The 20,650-nt window shown below is 63.9% G+C and carries 18 protein-coding genes, 1 tRNA gene and 1 pseudogene; 8 read left to right on the forward strand and 12 right to left on the reverse strand.

Annotated features, from left to right (window positions below; all coding sequences use genetic code 11):
* The first annotated feature begins 1 nt into the window (after nt 1).
* Nucleotides 2-853: a F0F1 ATP synthase subunit gamma gene (locus ACQR1X_RS27290; RefSeq protein WP_316179881.1), complete on the forward strand. Its 852-nt coding sequence runs from the start codon at nt 2-4 to the stop codon at nt 851-853.
* Between the two features lie 159 nt (nt 854-1,012).
* On the opposite strand, the gene ACQR1X_RS27295 is transcribed toward ACQR1X_RS27290, so the two are convergent.
* From ACQR1X_RS27295 to ACQR1X_RS27310, 4 genes are all read right to left on the reverse strand, one after another.
* Nucleotides 1,013-2,020, reverse strand: coding sequence for an FAD:protein FMN transferase (locus ACQR1X_RS27295; RefSeq protein ID WP_434899995.1), 1,008 nt, complete (start codon nt 2,018-2,020; stop codon nt 1,013-1,015).
* Nucleotides 2,001-4,205, reverse strand: a complete 2,205-nt coding sequence (locus ACQR1X_RS27300; RefSeq protein ID WP_434899996.1) for a PepSY domain-containing protein — start codon at nt 4,203-4,205, stop codon at nt 2,001-2,003. Before ACQR1X_RS27300 ends, ACQR1X_RS27295 begins: the two co-directional genes overlap by 20 nt.
* A gap of 16 nt (nt 4,206-4,221) precedes the next feature.
* Entirely contained in the window at nt 4,222-4,692 is a 471-nt protein-coding gene (locus ACQR1X_RS27305) for a DUF2271 domain-containing protein (protein WP_434899997.1), read from the reverse strand.
* Between the two features lie 238 nt (nt 4,693-4,930).
* Nucleotides 4,931-5,335 carry a PepSY domain-containing protein gene (locus tag ACQR1X_RS27310; RefSeq protein ID WP_434899998.1) on the reverse strand — a complete coding sequence of 135 codons (405 nt, stop codon included), beginning with the start codon at nt 5,333-5,335 and terminating at the stop codon, nt 4,931-4,933.
* A 168-nt stretch (nt 5,336-5,503) separates the two neighbouring features.
* On the opposite strand from ACQR1X_RS27310, the gene ACQR1X_RS27315 reads away from it, so the two are divergent.
* Together ACQR1X_RS27315 and ACQR1X_RS27320 are read left to right on the forward strand one after the other, a co-directional pair.
* The gene (locus ACQR1X_RS27315) at nt 5,504-6,166 is read left to right on the forward strand and encodes a response regulator (RefSeq protein WP_434899999.1); all 663 of its coding nucleotides are present in this window, start codon (nt 5,504-5,506) and stop codon (nt 6,164-6,166) included.
* Nucleotides 6,163-7,488: an ATP-binding protein gene (locus ACQR1X_RS27320; protein WP_434872659.1), complete on the forward strand. Its 1,326-nt coding sequence runs from the start codon at nt 6,163-6,165 to the stop codon at nt 7,486-7,488. Before ACQR1X_RS27315 ends, ACQR1X_RS27320 begins: the two co-directional genes overlap by 4 nt.
* A gap of 158 nt (nt 7,489-7,646) precedes the next feature.
* On the opposite strand, the gene ACQR1X_RS27325 is transcribed toward ACQR1X_RS27320, so the two are convergent.
* From ACQR1X_RS27325 to ACQR1X_RS27360, 8 genes are all read right to left on the reverse strand, one after another.
* On the reverse strand, nt 7,647-8,525 hold the full coding sequence (locus ACQR1X_RS27325) for a glycosyltransferase (RefSeq protein ID WP_434872660.1): 879 nt from the start codon (nt 8,523-8,525) through the stop codon (nt 7,647-7,649).
* Between the two features lie 542 nt (nt 8,526-9,067).
* A tRNA-Lys gene (locus ACQR1X_RS27330) sits at nt 9,068-9,143 on the reverse strand.
* A 165-nt stretch (nt 9,144-9,308) separates the two neighbouring features.
* Nucleotides 9,309-9,908, reverse strand: a complete 600-nt coding sequence (locus ACQR1X_RS27335; RefSeq protein WP_316217029.1) for a Spy/CpxP family protein refolding chaperone — start codon at nt 9,906-9,908, stop codon at nt 9,309-9,311.
* A gap of 149 nt (nt 9,909-10,057) precedes the next feature.
* Complete coding sequence (locus tag ACQR1X_RS27340; protein WP_315756319.1) at nt 10,058-11,383, reverse strand: TRAP transporter large permease; 1,326 nt, start codon at nt 11,381-11,383, stop codon at nt 10,058-10,060.
* Nucleotides 11,380-11,946, reverse strand: coding sequence for a TRAP transporter small permease (locus ACQR1X_RS27345; protein ID WP_315752772.1), 567 nt, complete (start codon nt 11,944-11,946; stop codon nt 11,380-11,382). The genes ACQR1X_RS27340 and ACQR1X_RS27345 overlap by 4 nt, the downstream gene beginning before the upstream one ends.
* A 121-nt stretch (nt 11,947-12,067) precedes the next feature.
* Complete coding sequence (locus ACQR1X_RS27350) at nt 12,068-13,084, reverse strand: TRAP transporter substrate-binding protein (RefSeq protein ID WP_315803767.1); 1,017 nt, start codon at nt 13,082-13,084, stop codon at nt 12,068-12,070.
* 289 nt (nt 13,085-13,373) lie between these two features.
* On the reverse strand, nt 13,374-14,948 hold the full coding sequence (locus tag ACQR1X_RS27355) for a 2-isopropylmalate synthase (protein ID WP_316179867.1): 1,575 nt from the start codon (nt 14,946-14,948) through the stop codon (nt 13,374-13,376).
* Nucleotides 14,949-15,075: 127 nt separating this feature from the next.
* Nucleotides 15,076-15,201, reverse strand: coding sequence for a hypothetical protein (locus ACQR1X_RS27360; protein ID WP_315803769.1), 126 nt, complete (start codon nt 15,199-15,201; stop codon nt 15,076-15,078).
* 903 nt (nt 15,202-16,104) lie between these two features.
* Here ACQR1X_RS27360 and ACQR1X_RS27365 point away from each other — a divergent pair.
* From ACQR1X_RS27365 to ACQR1X_RS27385, 5 genes and pseudogenes are all read left to right on the forward strand, one after another.
* A complete protein-coding gene (locus tag ACQR1X_RS27365) occupies nt 16,105-17,079 on the forward strand; it encodes an IS110 family transposase (protein WP_316239658.1) in 975 nt (324 codons plus the stop codon).
* Nucleotides 17,080-17,508: 429 nt separating this feature from the next.
* Nucleotides 17,509-18,240 carry an alpha/beta fold hydrolase gene (locus ACQR1X_RS27370; protein ID WP_434900000.1) on the forward strand — a complete coding sequence of 244 codons (732 nt, stop codon included), beginning with the start codon at nt 17,509-17,511 and terminating at the stop codon, nt 18,238-18,240.
* 98 nt (nt 18,241-18,338) lie between these two features.
* The gene (locus tag ACQR1X_RS27375; protein WP_315803771.1) at nt 18,339-18,584 is read left to right on the forward strand and encodes a CopG family ribbon-helix-helix protein; all 246 of its coding nucleotides are present in this window, start codon (nt 18,339-18,341) and stop codon (nt 18,582-18,584) included.
* A pseudogene (locus ACQR1X_RS27380) lies at nt 18,581-18,875 on the forward strand (type II toxin-antitoxin system RelE/ParE family toxin). The gene ACQR1X_RS27375 and the pseudogene ACQR1X_RS27380 overlap by 4 nt, the downstream one beginning before the upstream one ends.
* A gap of 117 nt (nt 18,876-18,992) precedes the next feature.
* The gene (locus tag ACQR1X_RS27385) at nt 18,993-20,552 is read left to right on the forward strand and encodes a serine hydrolase domain-containing protein (RefSeq protein WP_434900001.1); all 1,560 of its coding nucleotides are present in this window, start codon (nt 18,993-18,995) and stop codon (nt 20,550-20,552) included.
* Nucleotides 20,553-20,650: the final 98 nt, after the last annotated feature.

Genomic DNA, 20,650 nt, shown 5'->3' on the forward strand with positions numbered 1-20,650 from the left:
GATGGTGGAACGGCTCGCTGAGATCTCGGTCCAAATCCAGAACGTCCGCCAACTGGAGGCCGTGGTCACTGCCTTGCGCGGCATCGCCGCGTCGCGCGCGCAGCGAGCACGCTCCCTCCTTGACGGCATCGATTCCTACAGCGCTGTCGTTTCCCGGGCCATCGGACAGGCCCTGACGCTGCTGCCGGCAGATTTTCGACATCTGCCGGAAAGAAGAAGAGCGACAACCGGCGTGATCCTCTTTTGTGCGGAACAGGGCTTCGCCGGCGCATTCAGCGAACGTGTTTTGAACGCTGCAGGGGGCGATCTCGCAAACGCAACCACATTCCTGATTGGAACGCGTGGCCTTGTCATCGCCCGCGAGCGTGGGTTGAACCCGTCCTGGTCGACTCCGATGGCCAGCCACGTGGATGCTGTTCCTTCACTTGCGAACAACATCGCCGACGCCTTGTACGCGCAGATCGCAAGCGGTACGCCATCAACCGTTCAAATGATCGTGCCGCGATCAATCTCCGGCGTCGGCGTCCAGATTGAACGCTACTCGCTGCTTCCACTTGATCTTGCGCGCTTTGCCAGTGACTCCGAGACTCTGCCGCCGTTGACAACACTCGAGCCGCGGGAATTGCTCGAACGACTCACGGCCGAGTATGTCTATGCCCGGCTTTGCGAGGCAGCCATGCATTCCTATGAAGCCGAAAACCAGGCACGCATGATGACGATGACGGCAGCCCGGCACAACATCGGGACCCGCCTCGTCACGCTTGGACAGCGTGAGCAGCAGCTCCGGCAGGAAGAGATAACAAATGAGATCGTCGAGCTCGCCGCCGGAGCCGAGGCCCTGGCGGATCGCTGAAATGAACGACGCATTTTGAAAGGGACAACTGGCCCCGCGATCAAACGGCCCCCTTTGGCATCGTGGAGATGGCGGCCGGCCTGAGCTCTCGCCCGCAATGGCCACCATGCGCACCGGGAGATCCTTGTGGCGGGACATCGGCGCCACCGTCCGGCCGTTTCAGAAAGCCGGCACTCGTTCGTGCCGGCTCATTTCCGGCCGCGCGCCCCGAGGCTCATGGAACAAGGGACCGACAGGAATCTCTGAGAACGTCTCGTTTTGCCGCTGGATCAGCAGCGCATCGAGGCCTTGCTTCAGCGCCAGGGCCTTGCCTCGCTCCGGACCGAGAACCATGAGCGCAGTGGCCCAAGCATCGGCATCCATGCAGCTGGCGGCACCGACTGAAACCGACGCAATTCCATTGTCTACCGGGCCGCCGCGCGATCGGTCCATCGCGTGAGAGAGGCGCTTTCGCCCGATATCGACCCAGCGCCGATAGTCGCCCGAGGTCGCGACCGCCGCATCACGCAATTCGATCACGCCGAGCGGACCGCGCAGTTCGTAGTCAGGCGCTTCCACCGCTACTCGCCACGAGGATCCGTCTGCCTTGGCGCCTCGCCCTTTCAACTCTCCATCGAGACCGAGCAGCGCGTTGGAGACGCCGAAGCACTCGACCACGCGCATCATCTCGTCCACGGCGAAACCCTTGGCGATACCCGAAAGATCGAGGGCGAAGTGGCTGTGCTTGCGCGCCCTTCGTTCCGGCACATCCAGTTCAAGAACAGTGTGGGTTGGTGGCAGCCGCTCGCGAAGAGCCGCGCGAAGCGCTTGCGCGTCTGGCGCCGAACAGGGAGGTCCGAAACCCCAGGCATTGACGAGAGTTCCGAGCCCGACGTCAAAGGCTCCGTCCGAGGCGCGTCCGATTGCAACTCCCCGCTCCAAGACCCGCATGAGTTCAATCGGCAAGGATTCCCAGGTGCCCGGCGACGCTGCATTGAAACGCATCAGGTCGCTGTCCGGCTTCCATGTGGACATCTGATGGTCGACGCAATCGACGGCGTGAGCCAATGCGGTTTCCAGCGCGGCAAGATTGGTCGACGGCGGTGCATAGAGCAGCGCCGACCAGCGCGTTCCCATGGTGGCGCCGCTCAATACATGACGGTGCAGGTCAGTAGACATCTTCAACATACCTCCCTTGGGCTTTGAGTGCGACAGGCGTCAGACCCAGGGGCGCCAATACGTCCGCCACCGCCTGCATGACGTCCGCTGCCATGTCGCGCCCGCCACAGACCATGATCTGTGCTCCGTTGGTGATGAGCGCGCGCAGGCGATCCGCGTCACCGCGCAGGCGATCCTGCACATAGCCGCCGCCCTTCACGCGCGAGAAGGCAGTGGTGAGGCTCGTCAATCGTTTCTCACCGAGCCAGTCATCGATTTCGCGCTCATAGAGAAAGTCAGAGGCTGGATCGCGCCCGCCGAAATACAGATGCATCGGCTGGCACCCGCCGTTGGCACGAACAAATCCTGCCAGCGGACCTATGCCGGTGCCAGCGCCGATCAGGATCACCGGCTTTCGTCCATGTGCCGGACGGAAAGCGGGATTTGCCTTCACGAAGGCCTCGATCTTGTCGCCCGGCTGAAGGCCGTGAAGCAGACCAGAGCAAAGTCCGCCCGGATGCTTGCGGACGCAGATCTCGACGAAGCCATCACGGGTCGAACTTGCCAACGAATAGTAGCGCGGCAAGTTGCAGTCCGGCGGCAGAACCGCGATCAGGTCGCCTGCGGCGAAGCGCGGCCAGCCATGCCCCATGAGGCGCGCGAACATGCCACGTCCTGGCAGCGCGAAGCGCAGCACGCAGGTGGGCGCCTGCACCTCCGCGCCGTAATCGATGCGTTCGATGAGCGTTAGCATATGCGTCCGCGGCCGCTCCGGCACATGGATCAGCACAAGGTCCTCACCCATGACATCCGACAGGGCCTTGCCCCACCGCGCAAACTCTTGCGCAGACTGGCGGTCGATCGTGTCCAGCGGCATCAACGATCGCGAGCCTTTACGCGCCAGGGCCGCCTCGACGTCGCGGGCGAATTGACAGAATTGCGGGAATTGCCGATCACCGAAGCCGAGGACTGCGACCGGAAAAGGCGGTGGCGCGGTGATCGCGTCGAGGCGTTTGAGGAATGCGCCGGCTGTCGCCGGCGCTGCGCCGTCGCCATAGGTTGCCGTCAGCACGAACATGCGCTGGGTCGACGGATAGGATCGCAACAAGCTGTCCATTGGAGCGACGTGAACCCTGTGCCCGTTGGACGTCAGCGCGGCATGCAGCGTGCAGGCGAAGCCCCATGTGCTGCCGCTTTCACTGCCGACCAGGATCACGGTGTCGGCATCTTTGGCAGGAACGTTGTCGCTGATGGGAGCGTGAGCGTGCTTCCTGCTCGACCACACCACGGCTCCGCTCAACCCGAGCACCGGCACACCGAGGGCACTGACGCCGAGCAGCAACCCAAGCCACCAGAGCCCTTGCCCGGTATGTAGCATGTAGATGAATTCGTAGATCTGCCGGGCGACCGAATTGTCCTGCCAGCCCAGCATCTCTCCGCTGGCCGGGTCGACGTAGCCCTCGCCTGCAGCGGTGACCAGATGGAAGAGATCGTTCGGATTCGCGGCGTTGGGAAACGTCAATTCACGCAGTTGAGAAAGATCGATGCCACGCAAAGCCTCGATTTGCTCGACCGGAAGAGCCGGGCCGCTGCTTGTCACGCTCGGGAATGCGGACAGCTGCGCCGTGCCGTCCGGGATCAGTCCGAACGTCGTGAGCGACAGATAAAGCGCCGTCATCGCCGACAGCACGAGCCCGACGGCCGCCAGCCGACCGAGATCGGTATGCAGGCGTTGCATGCCGCCGCCACGGGAGCGGCCGAGAACATGCCGCCACCCTCCCATGCGCCGGACCGTCATCTGCAGACCGGACAGCGTCAGGACAAGCATCGCGAATGCGCTCGCGCCTGCGGCCATGCGTCCGCCATCGCTCAGAAAGAACGAGCGGTGCAGGCTTGTCATCCAGCGCTCGAACGGGGAGCGCACGTAGTCCGAAACCGGCTCGCCGCTGGAAGGATTCACCACGCTCGCGGCCGGGCCGGCTGGTCCGGAGTAGAAGGCGATGATTTTTCCGGAGGTCAGTCGCTTGATCTGCTCGACGCCAGGATATCTGTGGGCGATCCGGCCGGCGAGGTCGGCGACGCTCATGCTGTCTGGCGATATCGCCCCAGCTCTTTCCCAAGCTGGGATCACCGACAGCACGGCGCCGCTTAGGACAAGCACCATCAGCGGCAGGACGACGGCAAGGGCCAGGCCCCTATGAATCAAGCGCAGCATCACACCCATCCCAAGGCTACTTGTCGTAAGTGAACGAGCGGATGTAGCTGCGCCCTGCCAGCGGCCGGCCCGCGCCCGCGGATGTCAGCGGAACCACCACCTCGGACGGGCTGTCGCGCATGTCCTCGGCGGCGGCGTCGATATGCAGCTTGTAGCCCGCATCGAAGAGCGCATCCGCAAGATCGAGCGTGATCTTCAGCATACGGCCGGCTCCGACGCTTGCGCCGGTGATGCCGTTGATATCGGCAAGGTTTCCACGAGAACTGCGCTCCCAGCCGCTGAGATGGCTGTAATATTTGGACTTGGAGCCAGCCATCCACAGCGTGCCTTTGTAAGCTCCGGTCGCGTCGGTGACGTAAAGCGCCAAATACGCGCCGTTCCCGCCGTAGTTATTAAGCGTCGTGGTCAACGTGACAGGTCGCGCCATGGCCAGCCCGGGGGCGGTCAGCGCGGTGGTCACGGCAAGGGCGGCAATCATCGATTTCATTTTTGTCTCCGACAGTGGCGCTTCTATCGCGCCCTGACTGAATGGCGCGGCTGACGTGCTCCTGAAGGTCGATCCGATTCTGCTTCAGGTCGTCGTCAGGTTGGCGCTCTCCCCAAAAGAAAACGCCCCGCACGAGGCGGGGCGCGCTTGAACGCGATGTCGCGTTCACTCGATTCAGGCGACGTCCGTCAGTCAGGCCGGCCTTTTGCGTCCCAGGATGCTCGCGGCTTCCGGACCGTTATTGAACCTGGACCTTGGGAGCCGCGCCGCCCTGAATAAGTCCGTTGCCGCGCGGCGCCGCAGGCGCGGCTGCTCGTCCTGGTCCCGACTGATCGCCTCGCCGCTCTCGGTCACCTTGATCATGATCCTTGTCGTGCTCTCCGCGCTTTTGCTTCACGCGGATCACAGCCAGAGATGCAGGATCAACCTTTGCCTCGATGGCGCGACCGGCTTCGTCCTGTCCCCTGATCTCATAGCATCCATCGTCGATCTTGATTCTGCGCACGGTCCAGCCGCGCGCCTTCGCCATCTGCTCGACCGCTTCGCGCGGCTGCCACTGCGCCATGGGCACGTTACACTCGTCATCATCGGCCAGCGCCATGCCGGGCGTCAGCGCCCCCAGCAGAATGGCGGCAATCAACATTGTCCTGTTCACGTTCTCTTGCTCCCGCTTCAAGGCTCCTGCCCGTCTTCTTCTTGAGCCGGTTTCCTGACGTTGACCTGAAGACGCCGCGACTTTTGCTTCAGGTCAACGTCAGGATCTCCTCTATGATTATCGCTTACAGGTCGACGGGATGGGCGGAATGACCCGATGCGGATATTGCTGATCGAAGACGACACGATTCTGGGGGCGGCAGTACGCGACCAAATTGTCTCGGATGGCCATTCCGTGGACTGGGTGACCCGCCTGGATGCGGCAAGGGAATATCTTGGCACCGCGGCCTATGACCTCTTGCTCCTGGATCTGATGCTGCCGGACGGCCGCGGTATCGGACTGCTGCGCGATCGACGCGCCAAGGGCGACGTGACGCCGGTCATCATCCTGACGGCGCTCGATCAATTGTCCGACCGGATCGAAGGGCTCAACGCCGGCGCAGACGATTACATGATCAAGCCCTTCGATCTTTCGGAGCTTACGGCGCGGCTGAATGCCGTCGCTCGCCGCTATGCCGGCAATCCGAACCCGCTGATCCGAATTGGCGATATTCAGATCGATCTGGCCGCTCGGTCGATTGCGCGTGCAGGAAAGAACATCGCCCTGACGGCGCGGGAATGGGTGCTGCTCGAGACTTTCTTGCAGCGTCCGCGACAGGTTTTGTCCAAGTCGCTGCTCGAGGAACGGCTCTATTCCTTTGGCGAAGAGATCGAGAGCAACACCATCGAGGTACATGTCAGCCGGCTTCGCAAGAAGCTCGGACACGCCGTCATTGAGACCGTGCGAGGTCTCGGCTATCGGCTGGGAATCGCCTCATGAAAGGCCCGCGTAGTCTGCAGTGGCAGATATCGCTATGGCTCGGGCTTGGCGTCGCGCTCCTTTGGATTGTTGCAGCCGTCGTGACCGGCCAAAGGCTGCGTCACGAAATGAACGAGGTATTCGATAGCGCGCTTGAGGAGACGGCTCAGCGGATTCTTCCGCTTGCGGTGCTCGAGATCCTCGGCCGTGAGGCAGACGGCACGTCTCAGCGTATCGCCACGCTCAGGCAGCACGACGAGTACTTCACCTATGTGGTCCGCGACGACCGCGGCACCGTCCTGCTGCGCTCGCACGGTGCCGATGACGCGATCTTTCCTCCTTTCTCCAGAATGGGGTTTGTCGACACCCCAACCCATCGAATCTACTTCGACACTGCAGTGCGAGGCACGATGACGATCGCGGTGGCGGAGCTGCTGACACATCGTCGCGAGGTCGCGAACCAGGCGCTCCTCGGGCTTGCCTGGCCGCTGGGATTGCTCATTCCCCTCAGTCTTCTCGCCGTATGGGGCGTCGTGCGCGTTTCGATGACCCCGGTCAGGCGCCTGCGAGGCGACATTGAAGCGCGCGGCACCGGCGACCTGTCTCCGGTTCCAGCCGCGGGACTGCCCTCCGAGATCGGGCCGATCGCCGACGCCGTGAACGGCCTGCTGGAGAAGCTTCGGCGCGCCCTGGAAGCCGAGCGAAGTTTCACGGCCAATTCCGCGCACGAACTACGTACGCCGGTGGCTGCCGCGCTCGCGCAGACGCAACGGCTCATCGCCGAGACCCGGGACACCGCAGCCCGAACCCGGGCCCAGCAGATCGAGGTGGCGCTGCGGCGGCTTTCGCAACTGTCTGAAAAGTTGATGCAACTCGCGAAGGCGGAGGGTGGACGGCTTCAGGGCAAGGAGACGACTGACATCGCATCGGTGCTGAAACTGGTCATCGGGGAGATGATGCGCGATCCGGCTGCGGCCGGTCGACTCGCTGTCAACATTCCTGCGACGCCGGTTCTCTTCGATATTGATACGGATGCCTTTGCCATTCTAGCGCGCAATCTCATTGAGAACGGCCTCAAGCACGGAGCGTCCCACGCGCCAGTCGTTGTAACTCTTTCCAACACTGGCGTGCTGACCGTTACAAATGAGGGAACAGCCGTTCCGCCGGAGTTGCTGGAACGCTTGTCTCGTCCGTTCGAGCGCGGCAGCACCGATGCTGACGGCTCGGGGTTGGGCCTCGCCATCGCAAAAGCCATCGCCTCCGGAGTTGGTGCCGAGCTCGTCCTGACGTCGCCTTTGCCTGGAGCGCAGGGCGGCTTCCAGGCGAGGTTTTCCGCGCAGTGAGTTCATCGGCGGCCAGTCGATGATTTTTCGAGAAATTGGGAGCAGATTGGGACGTGGCAATTGCGGCCAATTAGCAGGCCGGGGGGCGAATCATGCGCGCGTGGCGACCAGCTCTTCGAGAAGCGCTACGGTAGCCGCTAGGCTTCGGCTCGGCGGCGTCATCTGATTGGCCACCTCGCGCGCCCGAGTGGGCATCCCGGCTCCAGAACGGTCCGCAGTTCATGGCGAAGGGTCGCTTGCGTCGTTGCCGAAAAACGACGCGAGGTGCCGATACCCAGGCGTCTGATCCGTGTCGCCCATACCGGCTGGTCGGCGCCGATCCAGAGGACAAGAGTTGGGACGCCGGAGCGAACGCTCGCGGCCGTGGTGCCGGAGCCGCCATAGTGAACGATGGCCCGGCAGCGCGGCAGGACAGCGGCGTGATTGATCGCAGGCACGATCATGACGTCCTGCGTGGGGACCGTGCCTTCAAGCCGCAGGACTCCCGAACAGATCAGCGCACGCTCGCTGAGTTCGCGGCAAACATTTGCGATCATCGCAACGGTCTCCGCCGGTCTGTCGACCGGCATGCTGCCGAACCCGAAGTAGATTGGGGGGCGGCCGGCGCCGATCCAGGAAATCACGGACTCATCGAAGTCGGTGGCGGATTCCAAGGTCATGGTGCCGACCAATGGTCTCTCCCAGTCCCATCGCGCCTCGAGTCCGGGAAAAAACACCTTGTCATAGGCTTGAATCTCCAGCGCGCCCGATTCGACGATACGGCGCACGGCGCGAATTCTGGAGTCCGGAAGCCGCAGAACCCGGCGCTGTTCATCATAGGCCGGCCTCAATAGGCGCCAGTGCGACCACTCGGCGACTGACCACAAGGACTCGACCAAACTCGGGGGCAACAGAATCGGCAGGATATGGTTGTTCGCCCTGACGGGGAAGTAATGCAGGGCGGCAAGCGGCACCCCCTGGGCCTCGGCCACGTTGGCGGCCAGCTCCTGATAGGTCGTACCGCTCAGGATCACTCGGCGCCGACGGCTCGCAACCATCCGCGTACACCGGCGTGCGCGAGCCGAACGATATCGTCCGACAGGACGCGTTGGGCCATACATGTGACGAAGTGAACGCGAGCGGGTCGAACGCCCTCGTGTACGCAGGCCTCCTGGACAACGGCCGTCAGCGCCTCGACCATCCGGCGTGGCGTTGGCCGCTCCGGTCAGCCCGGCGTCCTCCATCTCCATCAAGCGATGGGCAGCAAAGCCGATCACTCGCGCAGAAGATCGGTGTCCGGGGCCTTCTCCGCGAGCACGCGAAGGGGAGCGCGCGGGCGAACGGCTTTGCTCTACCGAGTTACACCACGCCCGGGGACCCGACCGCAATCCGCGATCTGACAGACGCCGAGCTGCGTGTCGCGGGCCGCCACTGCTCAAGTCGACAGCTACCGACCTATCCAGAACGGACCCGCAAACAGTTGATCTCAGGGTCGAAGAAGCGGCGGCAGGAGCAAACAGAGGCAGCTGGCGTGTCGGAATAGCCGCTGACCCGCTTGTCGGAATGGCTTTGCAGATTGGCCATACATCTTCGGAAGGCTTGGTGGGCGCACTAGGGCTCGAACCTAGGACCCGCTGATTAAGAGTCAGCTGCTCTACCAACTGAGCTATGCGCCCGGATCTTGCATCCGGAGAAAGCCTTCCGCGAGAGCCGGTCGTTTAGCAAAGCGATTCCGGGATGTCCAGCGATCCATGACGATTTTTCGTCACTTTCGATGCAGAAAAACCGCCGGCGGGCGGCGGTTTTCCCCAAGTGAAATCAGAAGGATCGTTAACCGGCGCTCAGAGCCGTCCGGACTCGCGTTCCTCCTCGGACCAGCCCATGTGGCCCATCGGTCCCGGGCCGAAGCGATGCCCGCCGAAGCGCGGACCGTCCTCCATGCCGCCCTCGCCGCGCTCCATCCAGCGGTGATGGCGCGGACCGTCCGTTCCCATCATGCGCCCCATCGGCCGGGTGAGCATCGACAGCCGGCGCTTCTGGCCGTCGTCGAGCGTCTTGTAGAGCGGGTCGGCAGCGTCGGCGACCTTCTTCATCGCATCCGCGGTGACCGCCATCGTATCGGCACGCTCGCGCAGCCGCGCCACGGGATCGATGTCCTTGTCCTGGGCTGCGTCGGTCATCCGCGCATTGGCGCGGTCGAACCGCAGCTTGGCGAGATCGCGCACCGCGCTCTCGACCGGCGGCCACAATTTCTCCTGGTCCGCCGTCAGCTTCAGGCCGGCATGGACGGAAGCGATGCGCGCATCCAGCATGGCGGCGCGATCTTCCGGATTCATGCGCGCATGATGCATGTGATCATGAAACCAGCCGCGCTGGGCGTAGACCGCGGTCGAGCCGGCGATGGCGAGCACGGCGACAGCGGCGATGGTGAACCTTCTCATGCCAACCTCCTTGGAAAGTCGGATCAGCATGAGCCCGCCGTTCCGCACCTTCAACTTACAGTTTGGACAGAGTGTACGACCTTACGAAGATGTAATTGCTTCAAATACCTTTCTGTTTTTGCAATTCGGTGTCATTTCATTTCTGCGCCTCAAAGCATCCCCAGCATGCGCGGCAACCACAGCGAGATTTCCGGCACGTAGGTGACGAGCGCGAGGAAGCCCAGCATCGTCAGCAGCCAGGGCATGACGGCGATGGTCAGCTCGGTGATGCCCATCTTGGCGATGCCGGAGGCGACGTAGAGGTTGAGCCCGACGGGCGGGTGGCACATGCCGACCTCCATGTTGACCACCATCAGGATGCCCAGATGCACCGGATGGATGCCGAGCTTGACCGCCACCGGGAACAGGATCGGCGCCATGATCAGGACGATCGAGGTCGCCTCCATCACGTTGCCGGCGAGCAGCAGGAGGATGTTGACGACCAGGAGGAACACGATCCAGTTGACGCCGGCCGCCGCCATCCAGTTGGCGATCTGTTGCGGGATGTTCTCATTGGCCATCAGGAACGAGAACAGCACGGCGTTGGTGATGATGTAGAGGATCATCGCGCTCATGTTGGCCGAGCCGAGCAAGACCTTCGGCACGTCCTTCAGCGACATATCGCGATAGACGAACACCGCGATGACGAAGGCATAGACGGCGCTGACGGCCGCGGCCTCAGTCGGCGTGAACTTGCCGGTGTAGATGCCGCCGAGCACGATCACGATCAGCAGCAGACCCCACACGCACTTGCGGAAGGCCGTGAAGCGCTCGGCCCAGCTTGCCCGTGGCATCCGGGGGTAGTCGTTCTTCCAGGCCCGGTAGAAGGTGGTGAAGCCGAGCAGGCTCGCCAGCATCAGGCCGGGGATCACGCCGGCGATGAACAGCTGGCCGACCGAGGCCGAGGACACGCGGTGGCCGGCCGGATCGAGCGCGATGCTGCCGCCGGTCGCGACCGCATAGACCACCATCACGATCGACGGCGGGATCAGGATACCGAGCGCGCCCGAGGTCGTGATGACGCCGGCGCCGAAGCGCTTGGGAAAGCCCTGCTTGACCATCGCCGGCAGCATGATCGAGCCGATCGCGATCACGGTCGCCGGCGAGGAGCCGGAGACTGCGGCGAACAGCGCACAGGCCACGACGCCGGCTAGGCCGAGGCCGCCATACCAGTGCCCGACCATCGACGTCGCGAAGTTGATCATCCTTCGGGCGACGCCGCCATGGGTCAGGAAATTGCCGGCGAGGATGAAGAACGGGATCGCCATGATCTCGAAATTGTCGATGCCGGTGAACAGCTTCAGCGCGACCGATTCGGTCGGCACGTTGGTCATGAAGAACACGAACGACAGCACGGTGAGGCCGAGCGCGATCGAGATCGGCATGCCCGTCAGCATCAGGAAGATGAGCAGGCTGAAGATGAGGAGGCTGCTCATCGCAGCGCCTCCGTCGCCGTCGGGTCGACGCCTTCGACATAGGCGTGGTCGTGATGCGGCAGCTCGTCATGGCGAAGATAGTGCCAGGCCACCTGCAGGAAGCGGAAGCACATCAGATAGGAGCCGAGCGGGATGCAGAGATAGACCAGCCAGCTCGGCAGCTCCATGTCGGGCGTCACCTGGTCGGTCTGCGACAGGCCGTAGACGAACTTGGCGCCCATGGTGCCGATGATGGAGGTGAACAGCGCGCCGCACAGCAGGCCGAACAGGATCGTCACCTTGCGCAGCGACGGCCGCATCATGTTCACCACAACGTCGACGCCGACATGGATGCCGGTGCGCACGCCATAGGCGGCGCCGAACTTCGCCATCCACACGAACATGTAGATGCAGAGCTCCTGCGCCCAGGACAGGTCGATCGGAAACAGGATGGGATAGAGGAAGGGCACGCCGACCAGATAGCGGTGCAGCACGGCCACGAAGATGATCGAGGTCGCCGCCGCGATCAGAAATGCGATCAGGATCTCCTCGAGCCGATCGAGGATGCGCAATAGAAAGCCCAAGTCCCCTCCCCCACAATCAAACGTCAGCGGCGCTTGGCTGCGCCGTCTGCCTTCTTGCGCGCCGAGTGCGTCGCCCCCTCGGTGCGCGGACCATGGCCCGCGCACCGCTCGCCTCACGCCATCAGTTGGTCGAGCCGCGCGTCTCCTTCAGGAACTCGTCGATCAGCGGCTGGCCGACGCGCCCCGCGACGTCCTTGTACACCGGCATCATCGCCTTGCGCATCGCCTCGTCCTGGGCCGGCGTCAGCTTGACCAGCTCGCTCTTGCCGGACTTGCGGATCTCCTCGAGCGCGTCGTCGTTCTCCTTCGCCGACTGGCTGTTGCCGTAGGCGGTCGCTTCCTTCATCGCCTTCTCGCAGGCGGCACGGATATCCGGCGGCAGGCCGTCCCAGAACTTCTTGTTCACGACCACGACGTAGCCGATGTAGCCGTGATTGGTCAGCGTGATGTACTTCTGCACCTCGTGCATCTTCTGGGTATAAATGTTCGAGGGCGTATTCTCCTGGCCGTCGACGACGCCGGTCTGCAGCGCCTGGTAGACTTCCGAGAACGCCATCACCTGCGGGATCGCGCCGAGCGTGCGGAACTGCGCGTCCAGCACCTTCGAGGACTGGATGCGGAACTTCAGGCCCTTGTAGTCGGCGGGATCGACGAGCTTCTTGTTGGCGCTCATCTGCTTGAAGCCGTTGTCCCAGTAGGCCAGCCCGATCATGCCCTTGGGCTCGAGCAGCTTCAGCAGCCTGGCGCCGAGCGGGCCATCGGTCACCTTCCGCAGGGTGGCGAGGTCGGGCAGGATGTAGGGCAGATCGAACACCTCGAATTCCTTGATGCCGATCGGGCCGAACTTGGAATTCGACGGCGCCAGCATCTGCACCGCGCCGAGCTGCAGCGCCTCGAGCTCTTCCTTGTCCTTGTAGAGCTGCGAGTTCGGGTAGACTTCGACCTTGACCTTGCCGTCGGTGTACTTCTCGGCCAGCTCCTTGAACTTGTCGGCGGCGAGGCCCTTCGGGGTGTTCGAGGCCACCACATGGCTGAACTTGATCACGATCGGATTGTCGGCGGCCAGGGCCGGGCCGGCCAGCGCGAGCACCGCGAGCGAGGCGGCGGTGGCGATCACATGGCGAAACTTGAAGTGCAAGGTGTCCTCCCGACGTTTCGGGGGACATTGCAATGATGCCCCCGCTTTGTATGCCAGGGACATTGTTAGCGGGTCGCCGGCCGGAATGCCATTGACCGTTAGCCGCAGAGCCGGGGATTCCCGTGCTGCAACGCACCATCTTCGCGTCGTCCGGGGCGGCGCGAAGCGCCAACCTCAGATGCGCAATTTGCGCATCGGGGAACCTCGATATGGCCAGAGCAGGATGCAAACCAAGCTCCGGATTCCGGGTTCAGCCGCTCTCGCGGCTGCCCCGGAATGACGTTGTCGATCAGCCCGCTGCCGCCGTCGCGCCCTGCCCCTGCGCCACGTCGCGCTGGCGCTTCATGACCAGCTTGTTGAGCGCCCCCAGATAGGCCTTGGCCGAGGCCACCAGCGTATCCGGATCCGCCGCGCGCGCGGTCATCGAGCGGCCGTCCTGCGACAGCCGCACCGAGACCTCGGCCTGCGCGTCGGTGCCCTCGGTCACGGCATGGACCTGGTACAAGTCCAGCTTGGCCTCGTGCGGCACCAGCGACTTGATGCAGTTGAACACGGCATCGACCGGCCCGTTGCCTTCGCTCTCCTCGATCTTGGTCACGCCGTCGACGTCGAGCTTCATGGTGGCGCGCTGCGGACCGCGGGTGCCGGCGATCACCGACAGCGACAGCAGCTTGATGCGGTCATGGGCGCTCACCATGCCCTCGTCGATCAGCGCCTCGATGTCCTCGTCATAGATCTGCTTCTTGCGGTCGGCCAGCGCCTTGAAGCGGACGAAGGCGTCCTCGACCTGGTTGCTCGACAGCTTGTGGCCCATCTCCTCCAGCTTGTGGACGAAGGCATGGCGGCCGGAATGCTTGCCCATCACCAGCGAGGTCTGCTTCACGCCGACCGTCTCCGGCAGCATGATCTCGTAGGTCTGCGCGTTCTTCAGCATGCCGTCCTGATGGATGCCGCTCTCATGCGCGAACGCGTTGCGGCCGACGATGGCCTTGTTGTACTGCACCGGGAACGAGGTCGCGGCCGACACCACCTTCGAGGCGTGGGTCAGCTGCGTGGTGTCGATCTTGTTCCAGAACGGCAGCTTGTCGTTGCGCACGCGCATCGCCATCACGACCTCTTCCAGGGCCGCGTTGCCGGCGCGCTCGCCGATGCCGTTGATGGTGCATTCGATCTGGCGGGCGCCGGCGCGCACGCCGGCCATCGAGTTGGCGACCGCCATGCCCAGATCGTTATGGCAGTGGACCGAGAACACCGCCTTGTCGGAGTTCGGCACGCTCTCGCGCACACGCTTGAACAGGTCGTAATACTCTTCCGGCACGGCGTAGCCGACGGTGTCCGGGATGTTGATGGTGGTGGCGCCGGCCTTGATCGCGGCCTCGACGCAGCGGCACAGGAAGTCGAACTCGGTGCGGGTGCCGTCCTCGGACGACCACTCGACGTCGTCGGTGTGGTTGCGCGCGCGCGTCACCGAGGAGACGACCAGCTCGAACACCTGCTGCGGGTCCATCTGCAGCTTGTACTTCATGTGCACGGGCGAGGTGGACAGGAAGGTGTGGATGCGGCCGCGCTTGGCCGGGCGGATCGCCTCGGCGCAGCGGTCGATGTCCTTGGCGCCGGCGCGCGACAGGCCGCAGATCACCGCGTTCTTCGAGCGCTTCGCGATCTCGTTGACGGCCTCGAAGTCGCCGTCGGAGGCGATCGGGAAGCCGGCCTCGATGATGTCGACACCCATGTCGTCCAGCATCGCCGCGATGTTGAGCTTCTCCTCGAACGTCATGGTGGCGCCGGGGCACTGCTCGCCGTCGCGCAGGGTGGTGTCGAAAATGACGACGCGGTCCTTGTCGGACTGAACGGGATTGGACATTGGCTTTCCTCGAATTTTGTCGGGTGGTGCGCTTGTCGGTCAGGATCTCTGAACATTGGGCGCTGAAGGGTGTTTCGGTGTCGAAGCAGCCCCCTGAGTGCCCAGGCGCATCCCGCCCAGCCGGCCCTCAGGGGCAGCTAAGAAGCAGAAGCTCGAGCGCGCCGGTCAGGCCGCGAGCCGGCAGCGGGGCGAGCGCGATCGACCGGGCGTCTGCCCCGGCGATGGCCTCGATCTCTGCGCTGCGAATCAGCATTGCCAAACCCTTTTGCGAAGACACGAAAATGGTGCGGCAAAACCATTGATGGTTCGTTGCCGGGGTGCCCTCGACGGTGCTTTTACCGGGAATGGGAGGGCGTCGCAACGCCGAATAAGGGTCAGAAGGGGTGACGTATTGCGGCGTCTGCGTCGCGAATCTCCGTGTGGTTATGGATCCATCTGCGCGCGTCTGCCGCACACTCGTCCGGGCCGACCTCGAGGGCATGTTTGGCGGTGTCGGCATCTGCAGGGGTCCCGATCGGCCAGCACCGGCCCACCACACAAACGGTGTCATCCCGGGCAAGGCCGCCAGCGCGAAGCGTTGGTGGCCGCCGACCCGGGATCCATACGCCGTGACGGGTGTGGCTGGATGGGATGAAGCGGCCATCGCGCCTCGCAGATCTCCCCTGGGGTTATGGATCCCGGATCGGCGCGCGCGTGCCGCGCGCTTGTTCGGGATGACAGTGAGGGTGTGGTTGGCGGTGTCGGCATCTGCATCAGCACGCACCTCATCATCCCCGCAGCACGTCCGCGCCCGGGTTGATCCTCGACATCAAACCCTCTGCAATTCGAGGGTGCAGGGAAGGCCGGGCGTCTGCCGACACCCGCGGCCCCCGTGCGGAAAGAAGTGCACGGGGCAGGAACCACAGGCTCGGCCAGGACAACCCGGCCTTCCCTGCGCAACGGCTTTACGGCTTACTTCGCGCTCTTGTGTGTTCGAAACCTGCCAGAATGTGCGAACGGGCGGTTCTGACCAACCGCCCGTCGCTGGATCTGAGCCCGATCGTGCTCAAAGGCCCTAGAGCCTGTCGGGGAGCGTGGGACAGGTCCGGTGTCTTCCTTCAACCCGAACAGTTGCACGGGCTTCGAGCCCGTACCTTGCAAGGAAGGGAGCTGGATGATGGCACAGAATGATCTCGTTGTCGCGGGTGTCGATGTCGCCAAGGATAAGGTCGATGCTTGTACCCGAGCGCCCGGGTCCAAGCAGATGTTTGAAAGGACGAAGGAAGGCCAGCGCGACTTCGTGGCGTGGCTGCGCCGGCACGGCGTCACCAAGGTCGTGATGGAGGCCAGCGGCGGCTACGAGCGGGAGTGGGCCAAACTGGTGCGAGCCGCCAAGATCGACGTTCGTATCGTCGATCCAAAGCGGGTGCGGAGCTTCGCTCAATCGGCCGGGCGCCTGGCCAAGAACGACAGTATCGATGCGGACACGATCGCCTGGTTCGCCGAGACCTTCAACGAAGCTGCGGTGCAAGCCTACGATGCCGCCCGAGAGAAGCTTCAGCAGATGGTCAATGTGCGCCAAGCGACGAAAGATATGCTGGTCAGACTGAAGAACCAGGGCGAGCATAAATTGCCTGTAGAAGTACAGCGTCTGCATACGCGCATCGCCAAGGCGATCAGCGCCGAGCTGGCCGAGCTCGAGGCAGAGATCTCCGCCCTGATCGAAAGCACGCCGCATTTTGCGGAGCTCGCCGAGATCATCGAAAGCGTTCCGGGCATCGGCCGCACGACGTGTGCTACGCTGATAGCAACCATGCCGGAGCTCGGCCAGACCAGCGACAAAGCCGTCGCGGCGCTGCTGGGTGTTGCGCCGTACGATGATGACAGTGGCCGGCGTCGCGGGGATCGGCACGTCAAGGGCGGACGCCGCAGAACTCGCAACACATTCTACATGGCCTGCGTGGGCGCCGCGACGCGGTGCAATCCAGTCCTGAAGGCCTTCTATGAGCGCCTGCTCGCCCAAGGTAAGTTGAAGAAGGTCGCGCTGACCGCCTGCATGCGCAAGCTGATCTGCATTCTCAACGTCATGGTCAAACGCCGCCAAAAGTGGAATCCGGCGCTCCACGTTGTGAACGGGTCGAGCGCCTCATAGCCGCTCGGGCTCCGCCCGAGCGCACGCCAAGCCAACAGACCGGCGAGCGGACGGGGTCAAGGCCGTCAGCCGCCGAAGGCGGTGGCGCGCCTTCGCGCCAGCCTTGAGGCCGGCCGATCACCGGTCTACAAAAAAGACAGTTGCTCCCCGGGGACCGGCTTGATTGCCCCCGTCACCGGCGCGCTCGTCATGAACGCCGCCGGCTTGACGCCAGCTTCGGGGCGCCAGGACCACACGACTTCGCCGTCCGCAAACCGCCAGTCGTCCACCGGCGCCTCACGGCCATCGCTCCCCGCACTCCACGTATCGTGACGACGCGTACGCCCCTCTCCGATGAGGCGGGATGGCCGGAGATAAGCATGATTTCTGAAAAAAGGAAAGAAAAAATTTCGCGGAATACGAAGATCGCGCCCGTGATACATTGAGGTCATGACCAACCGCATCTTCCTCCACGGCGTCCCTGACACGCCGGTGATTTGGGGGCCGCTGATCGCGGCGCTCGGGGAGACCGTTGCCGTCCCCTGCCTGCCCGGCTTCGGCGGCGAAGCCCCGGCCGGGTTCACATGCACCAAGGACGCCTACGCCGACTGGCTGGTCGCGCTGATGGAGGCGCAGCATGCGGCGGTCGGGCCGCTCGACCTGGTCGGGCATGATTGGGGCGCGCTGCTGGTGCTGCGCGCGGCGTCGCTGCGGCCTGAGCTGGTGCGGAGCTGGGCTGTCGTCGGCGGCGTGCTCGATGCCGCCTATCGCGGCCATCGGATCGCGCACATCTGGAACATGCCCGTTCTCGGCGAGATCTTCATGGCGCTGTCAGCGCAGCGGGCGATGGAGCGGATGTTCCGCCAGAGCGGACTGCCGGCCGACCTCGCCGCACGTGAAGCCGCGGCCTGGCAGTCGCCGATGAAGCGCGCGATCCTCGCGCTGTATCGCTCGGCGAACGGGCTTTGCTTCAGTGGCGACTGGATCGCGCGGCTGGCGCAGCTTCCGCGACGCGGCCTCGTGATCTCAGGCACGCAAGACCCTTACGTGCCGCTCGACACGCTCAGCCGCTTCGCACAACACCACGGCGCGTCCTTGCACGTCGAGCAGGACGCCGGGCACTGGAGCATCGTCGAGCGGCCACAGAGCATCGCGGCGGCGCTGCGGGCGCATTGGGCGTGAGCGCGAAAACGCTCGGACGATCCGACGATCCTTGACGGAGGCCGTTGACCGGACGGTTGGTCTCACACACAACCCGCGCCAACCGAGAGACAAATCCCATGGCTGCCTTCACTGTCCGCGTCTCAGATGCGACGTCTGCAAAGCTCGACGAACTCGCCGAGAGGCTCGGCCGTCCGCGCTCCGAAGTCGCTGCGGGTGCCATTGAGGAATTCGTGCACCGGCAAGCCTGGCAACTTGCCGAGATCGAGGCGGGTCTGGCCGAAGCTGAGCAAGGAGACTTCGCCAGCGACGCCGAAGTGGCGAAGGTCATCGCCAAATACGTGAAGCCAGCCGGACGAGGATGAGCCAACGTCCCATCCGATGGACAAGAAGAACGCTGCGGCGCCTCGATGAGATCGGCTCGTACATTGCCGAAGACAATCCCGCAGCTGCCGCCCGCGTCGTTGCGCGCATCATTTTTGCGGGTCGAATCCCTTGCTGAGAGCCCCGACATCGGACGCCCCGGCCGCGTGGCCGGCACCCGTGAGCTCGTGCTCACAGATATCCTCTACATCGTGCCCTATCGCCCGACGACGGCCGGCATCGAGATTCTGACCGTGATGCACTCGGCTCAGAGATGGCCGGACGGGTTCTGACCCTGTCACCGGCAATACGCCGGTGCTGCCGCGCGCAATATGATTGTCACACAATCTTTGATGGATTGGGGTCTTCTGATACCGTATCATCGCTATGTTCAACAGAGGACGTTCGGCATGGTGCGTCTCAGGATTGACGTCTTGTTGGTCGCGGCGGCCTTGTTTGCTGGTCTCTTCGCCGACACGGCCTCGGCGGAGGACACCAGCCTCTCCGGCTTCCCCCAGCCCGGCTGGGCGACCGCCTCGCCCGAGGAAGAAGGCATGGACTCCGCGGCGCTGACGAAGCTCGTCGCCGCCGGCAAGACCATGAGGTTCGACAGCCTGCTGGTCACACGCCACGGCCGCGTCGTGCTCGATGCGTCCTACGCGCCCTACAAGGACGACGAGCTGCACATCATCAACTCCTCGACCAAGGCGGTCGTCGCCACGTTGATCGCGATGCTGCTCAAGGATGGCGTGCTCGACAGCCTCGATCATCCGGTGCTCGACTTCTTCAAGGATCGCAGGATCGACAACGTCGACGCGCGCAAGCAGGCGCTCACCGTGCAGCATCTGCTCAACATGACCTCCGGCCTGGACTGGGACGAGGGCTACAACGGCGGCGCCGAGACGTCGCTGTACGAGATGGGACGAAGCCCCGACTGGGTGCAGTATGTTCTCGACCGTCCGATGGCGCATGCGCCGGGCGAGACGTTCTACTACAACAGCGGCAACTCGCATCTGCTCTCCGCCATCGTCACCAAGCTCACCGGCAAGAGCGCGGAGGATTTTGCCCGGGAACGACTGTTCGCGCCGCTTGGCATCACCGAGCACGCCTGGTTCAAGGATTCCAAGGGGATTTCCGGCGGCGGATTCGGGCTCGCGCTGAAGCCGCGCGACATGGCGAAGATCGGCTACCTCTATCTGCGCCGTGGCCGCTGGGGCGAGCAGCAATTGCTGCCCCTCGACTGGATCGAAGCCGTCAACCACGCCACCGTCAGCATGAACGCGACGTTCGATCCGGGGCTCCGCTATGCCGATCAGTTCTGGGCCCTGCCGGAGCGGAACGTCTTCATGGCCGTCGGCTATCACTGCCAGGTCATCATGGTGCTGCCGGACCCTGACATCGTGGCCGTGATGACCGCGCGCAATTTCTGTCCGTTCCGCAAGCTTGCGAATGAGATCCTGGCCACGGTGAAATCGAATGAGGCCCTGCCCGCCGCTGATGGAGCCAAGGAGGCCCTGGCGGCCGCCATCAGCGAGGCCGGGACGGAGACGCGAGGCACGGTCGGCAGTGTCCCGGATATCGCGGCGACGATCTCGGGCAGGACCTACACATTTCCGCCCGGCCCGCTCGGCATCAACACAATCACCCTCAGCCTCACCGGACCCGAGCCGCAGGTCACCTGGGACATCCCGTCGCGAGACCGCAACGGGGGAACAGTTCATCTGCAGAGCCCGATCGGCCTCGACGGCCTCTATCGAGCGACTGCGCAACCTCACCCCTGGCAGCCCTACGTCTACCGCGCCATGAAGGGCAACTGGGTCGATCCGACGACCTTCGCGATCGACGTGCAGTTCATCGGCCAGGGCGAGGAGCGCAACTGGCGGCTCACCTTCGATGGCGACAAGGTGATGTTCAGAACCAAAGGCCGCTATGGCAAGGATCTGGCGATCGAAGGTCAGGCGGCGCCATGAGTCCCCGATCGGCTCCGCCAAACTCCTGATAGCAGCGGAGTCCGGATGCCTTGGTGCTGACGGACCGCCAGACCGGGCCGGAAACAGTTTGGAACAGT

It is taken from the genome of Bradyrhizobium sp. HKCCYLRH3073 (genome assembly GCF_051167995.1).
GTDB lineage: Bacteria > Pseudomonadota > Alphaproteobacteria > Rhizobiales > Xanthobacteraceae > Bradyrhizobium.

Coding starts and splice junctions, on each gene's coding strand:
- ACQR1X_RS27290 (WP_316179881.1), top strand. CDS start 2: ATGGTGGAACGGCTCGCTGAGATCTCGGTCCAAATCCAGAACGTCCGC.
- ACQR1X_RS27295 (WP_434899995.1), bottom strand. CDS start 2,020: ATGTTGAAGATGTCTACTGACCTGCACCGTCATGTATTGAGCGGCGCC.
- ACQR1X_RS27300 (WP_434899996.1), bottom strand. CDS start 4,205: ATGCTGCGCTTGATTCATAGGGGCCTGGCCCTTGCCGTCGTCCTGCCG.
- ACQR1X_RS27305 (WP_434899997.1), bottom strand. CDS start 4,692: ATGAAATCGATGATTGCCGCCCTTGCCGTGACCACCGCGCTGACCGCC.
- ACQR1X_RS27310 (WP_434899998.1), bottom strand. CDS start 5,335: ATGTTGATTGCCGCCATTCTGCTGGGGGCGCTGACGCCCGGCATGGCG.
- ACQR1X_RS27315 (WP_434899999.1), top strand. CDS start 5,504: ATGCGGATATTGCTGATCGAAGACGACACGATTCTGGGGGCGGCAGTA.
- ACQR1X_RS27320 (WP_434872659.1), top strand. CDS start 6,163: ATGAAAGGCCCGCGTAGTCTGCAGTGGCAGATATCGCTATGGCTCGGG.
- ACQR1X_RS27325 (WP_434872660.1), bottom strand. CDS start 8,525: ATGGTTGCGAGCCGTCGGCGCCGAGTGATCCTGAGCGGTACGACCTAT.
- ACQR1X_RS27335 (WP_316217029.1), bottom strand. CDS start 9,908: ATGAGAAGGTTCACCATCGCCGCTGTCGCCGTGCTCGCCATCGCCGGC.
- ACQR1X_RS27340 (WP_315756319.1), bottom strand. CDS start 11,383: ATGAGCAGCCTCCTCATCTTCAGCCTGCTCATCTTCCTGATGCTGACG.
- ACQR1X_RS27355 (WP_316179867.1), bottom strand. CDS start 14,948: ATGTCCAATCCCGTTCAGTCCGACAAGGACCGCGTCGTCATTTTCGAC.
- ACQR1X_RS27360 (WP_315803769.1), bottom strand. CDS start 15,201: ATGCTGATTCGCAGCGCAGAGATCGAGGCCATCGCCGGGGCAGACGCC.
- ACQR1X_RS27365 (WP_316239658.1), top strand. CDS start 16,105: ATGGCACAGAATGATCTCGTTGTCGCGGGTGTCGATGTCGCCAAGGAT.
- ACQR1X_RS27370 (WP_434900000.1), top strand. CDS start 17,509: ATGACCAACCGCATCTTCCTCCACGGCGTCCCTGACACGCCGGTGATT.
- ACQR1X_RS27375 (WP_315803771.1), top strand. CDS start 18,339: ATGGCTGCCTTCACTGTCCGCGTCTCAGATGCGACGTCTGCAAAGCTC.
- ACQR1X_RS27385 (WP_434900001.1), top strand. CDS start 18,993: ATGGTGCGTCTCAGGATTGACGTCTTGTTGGTCGCGGCGGCCTTGTTT.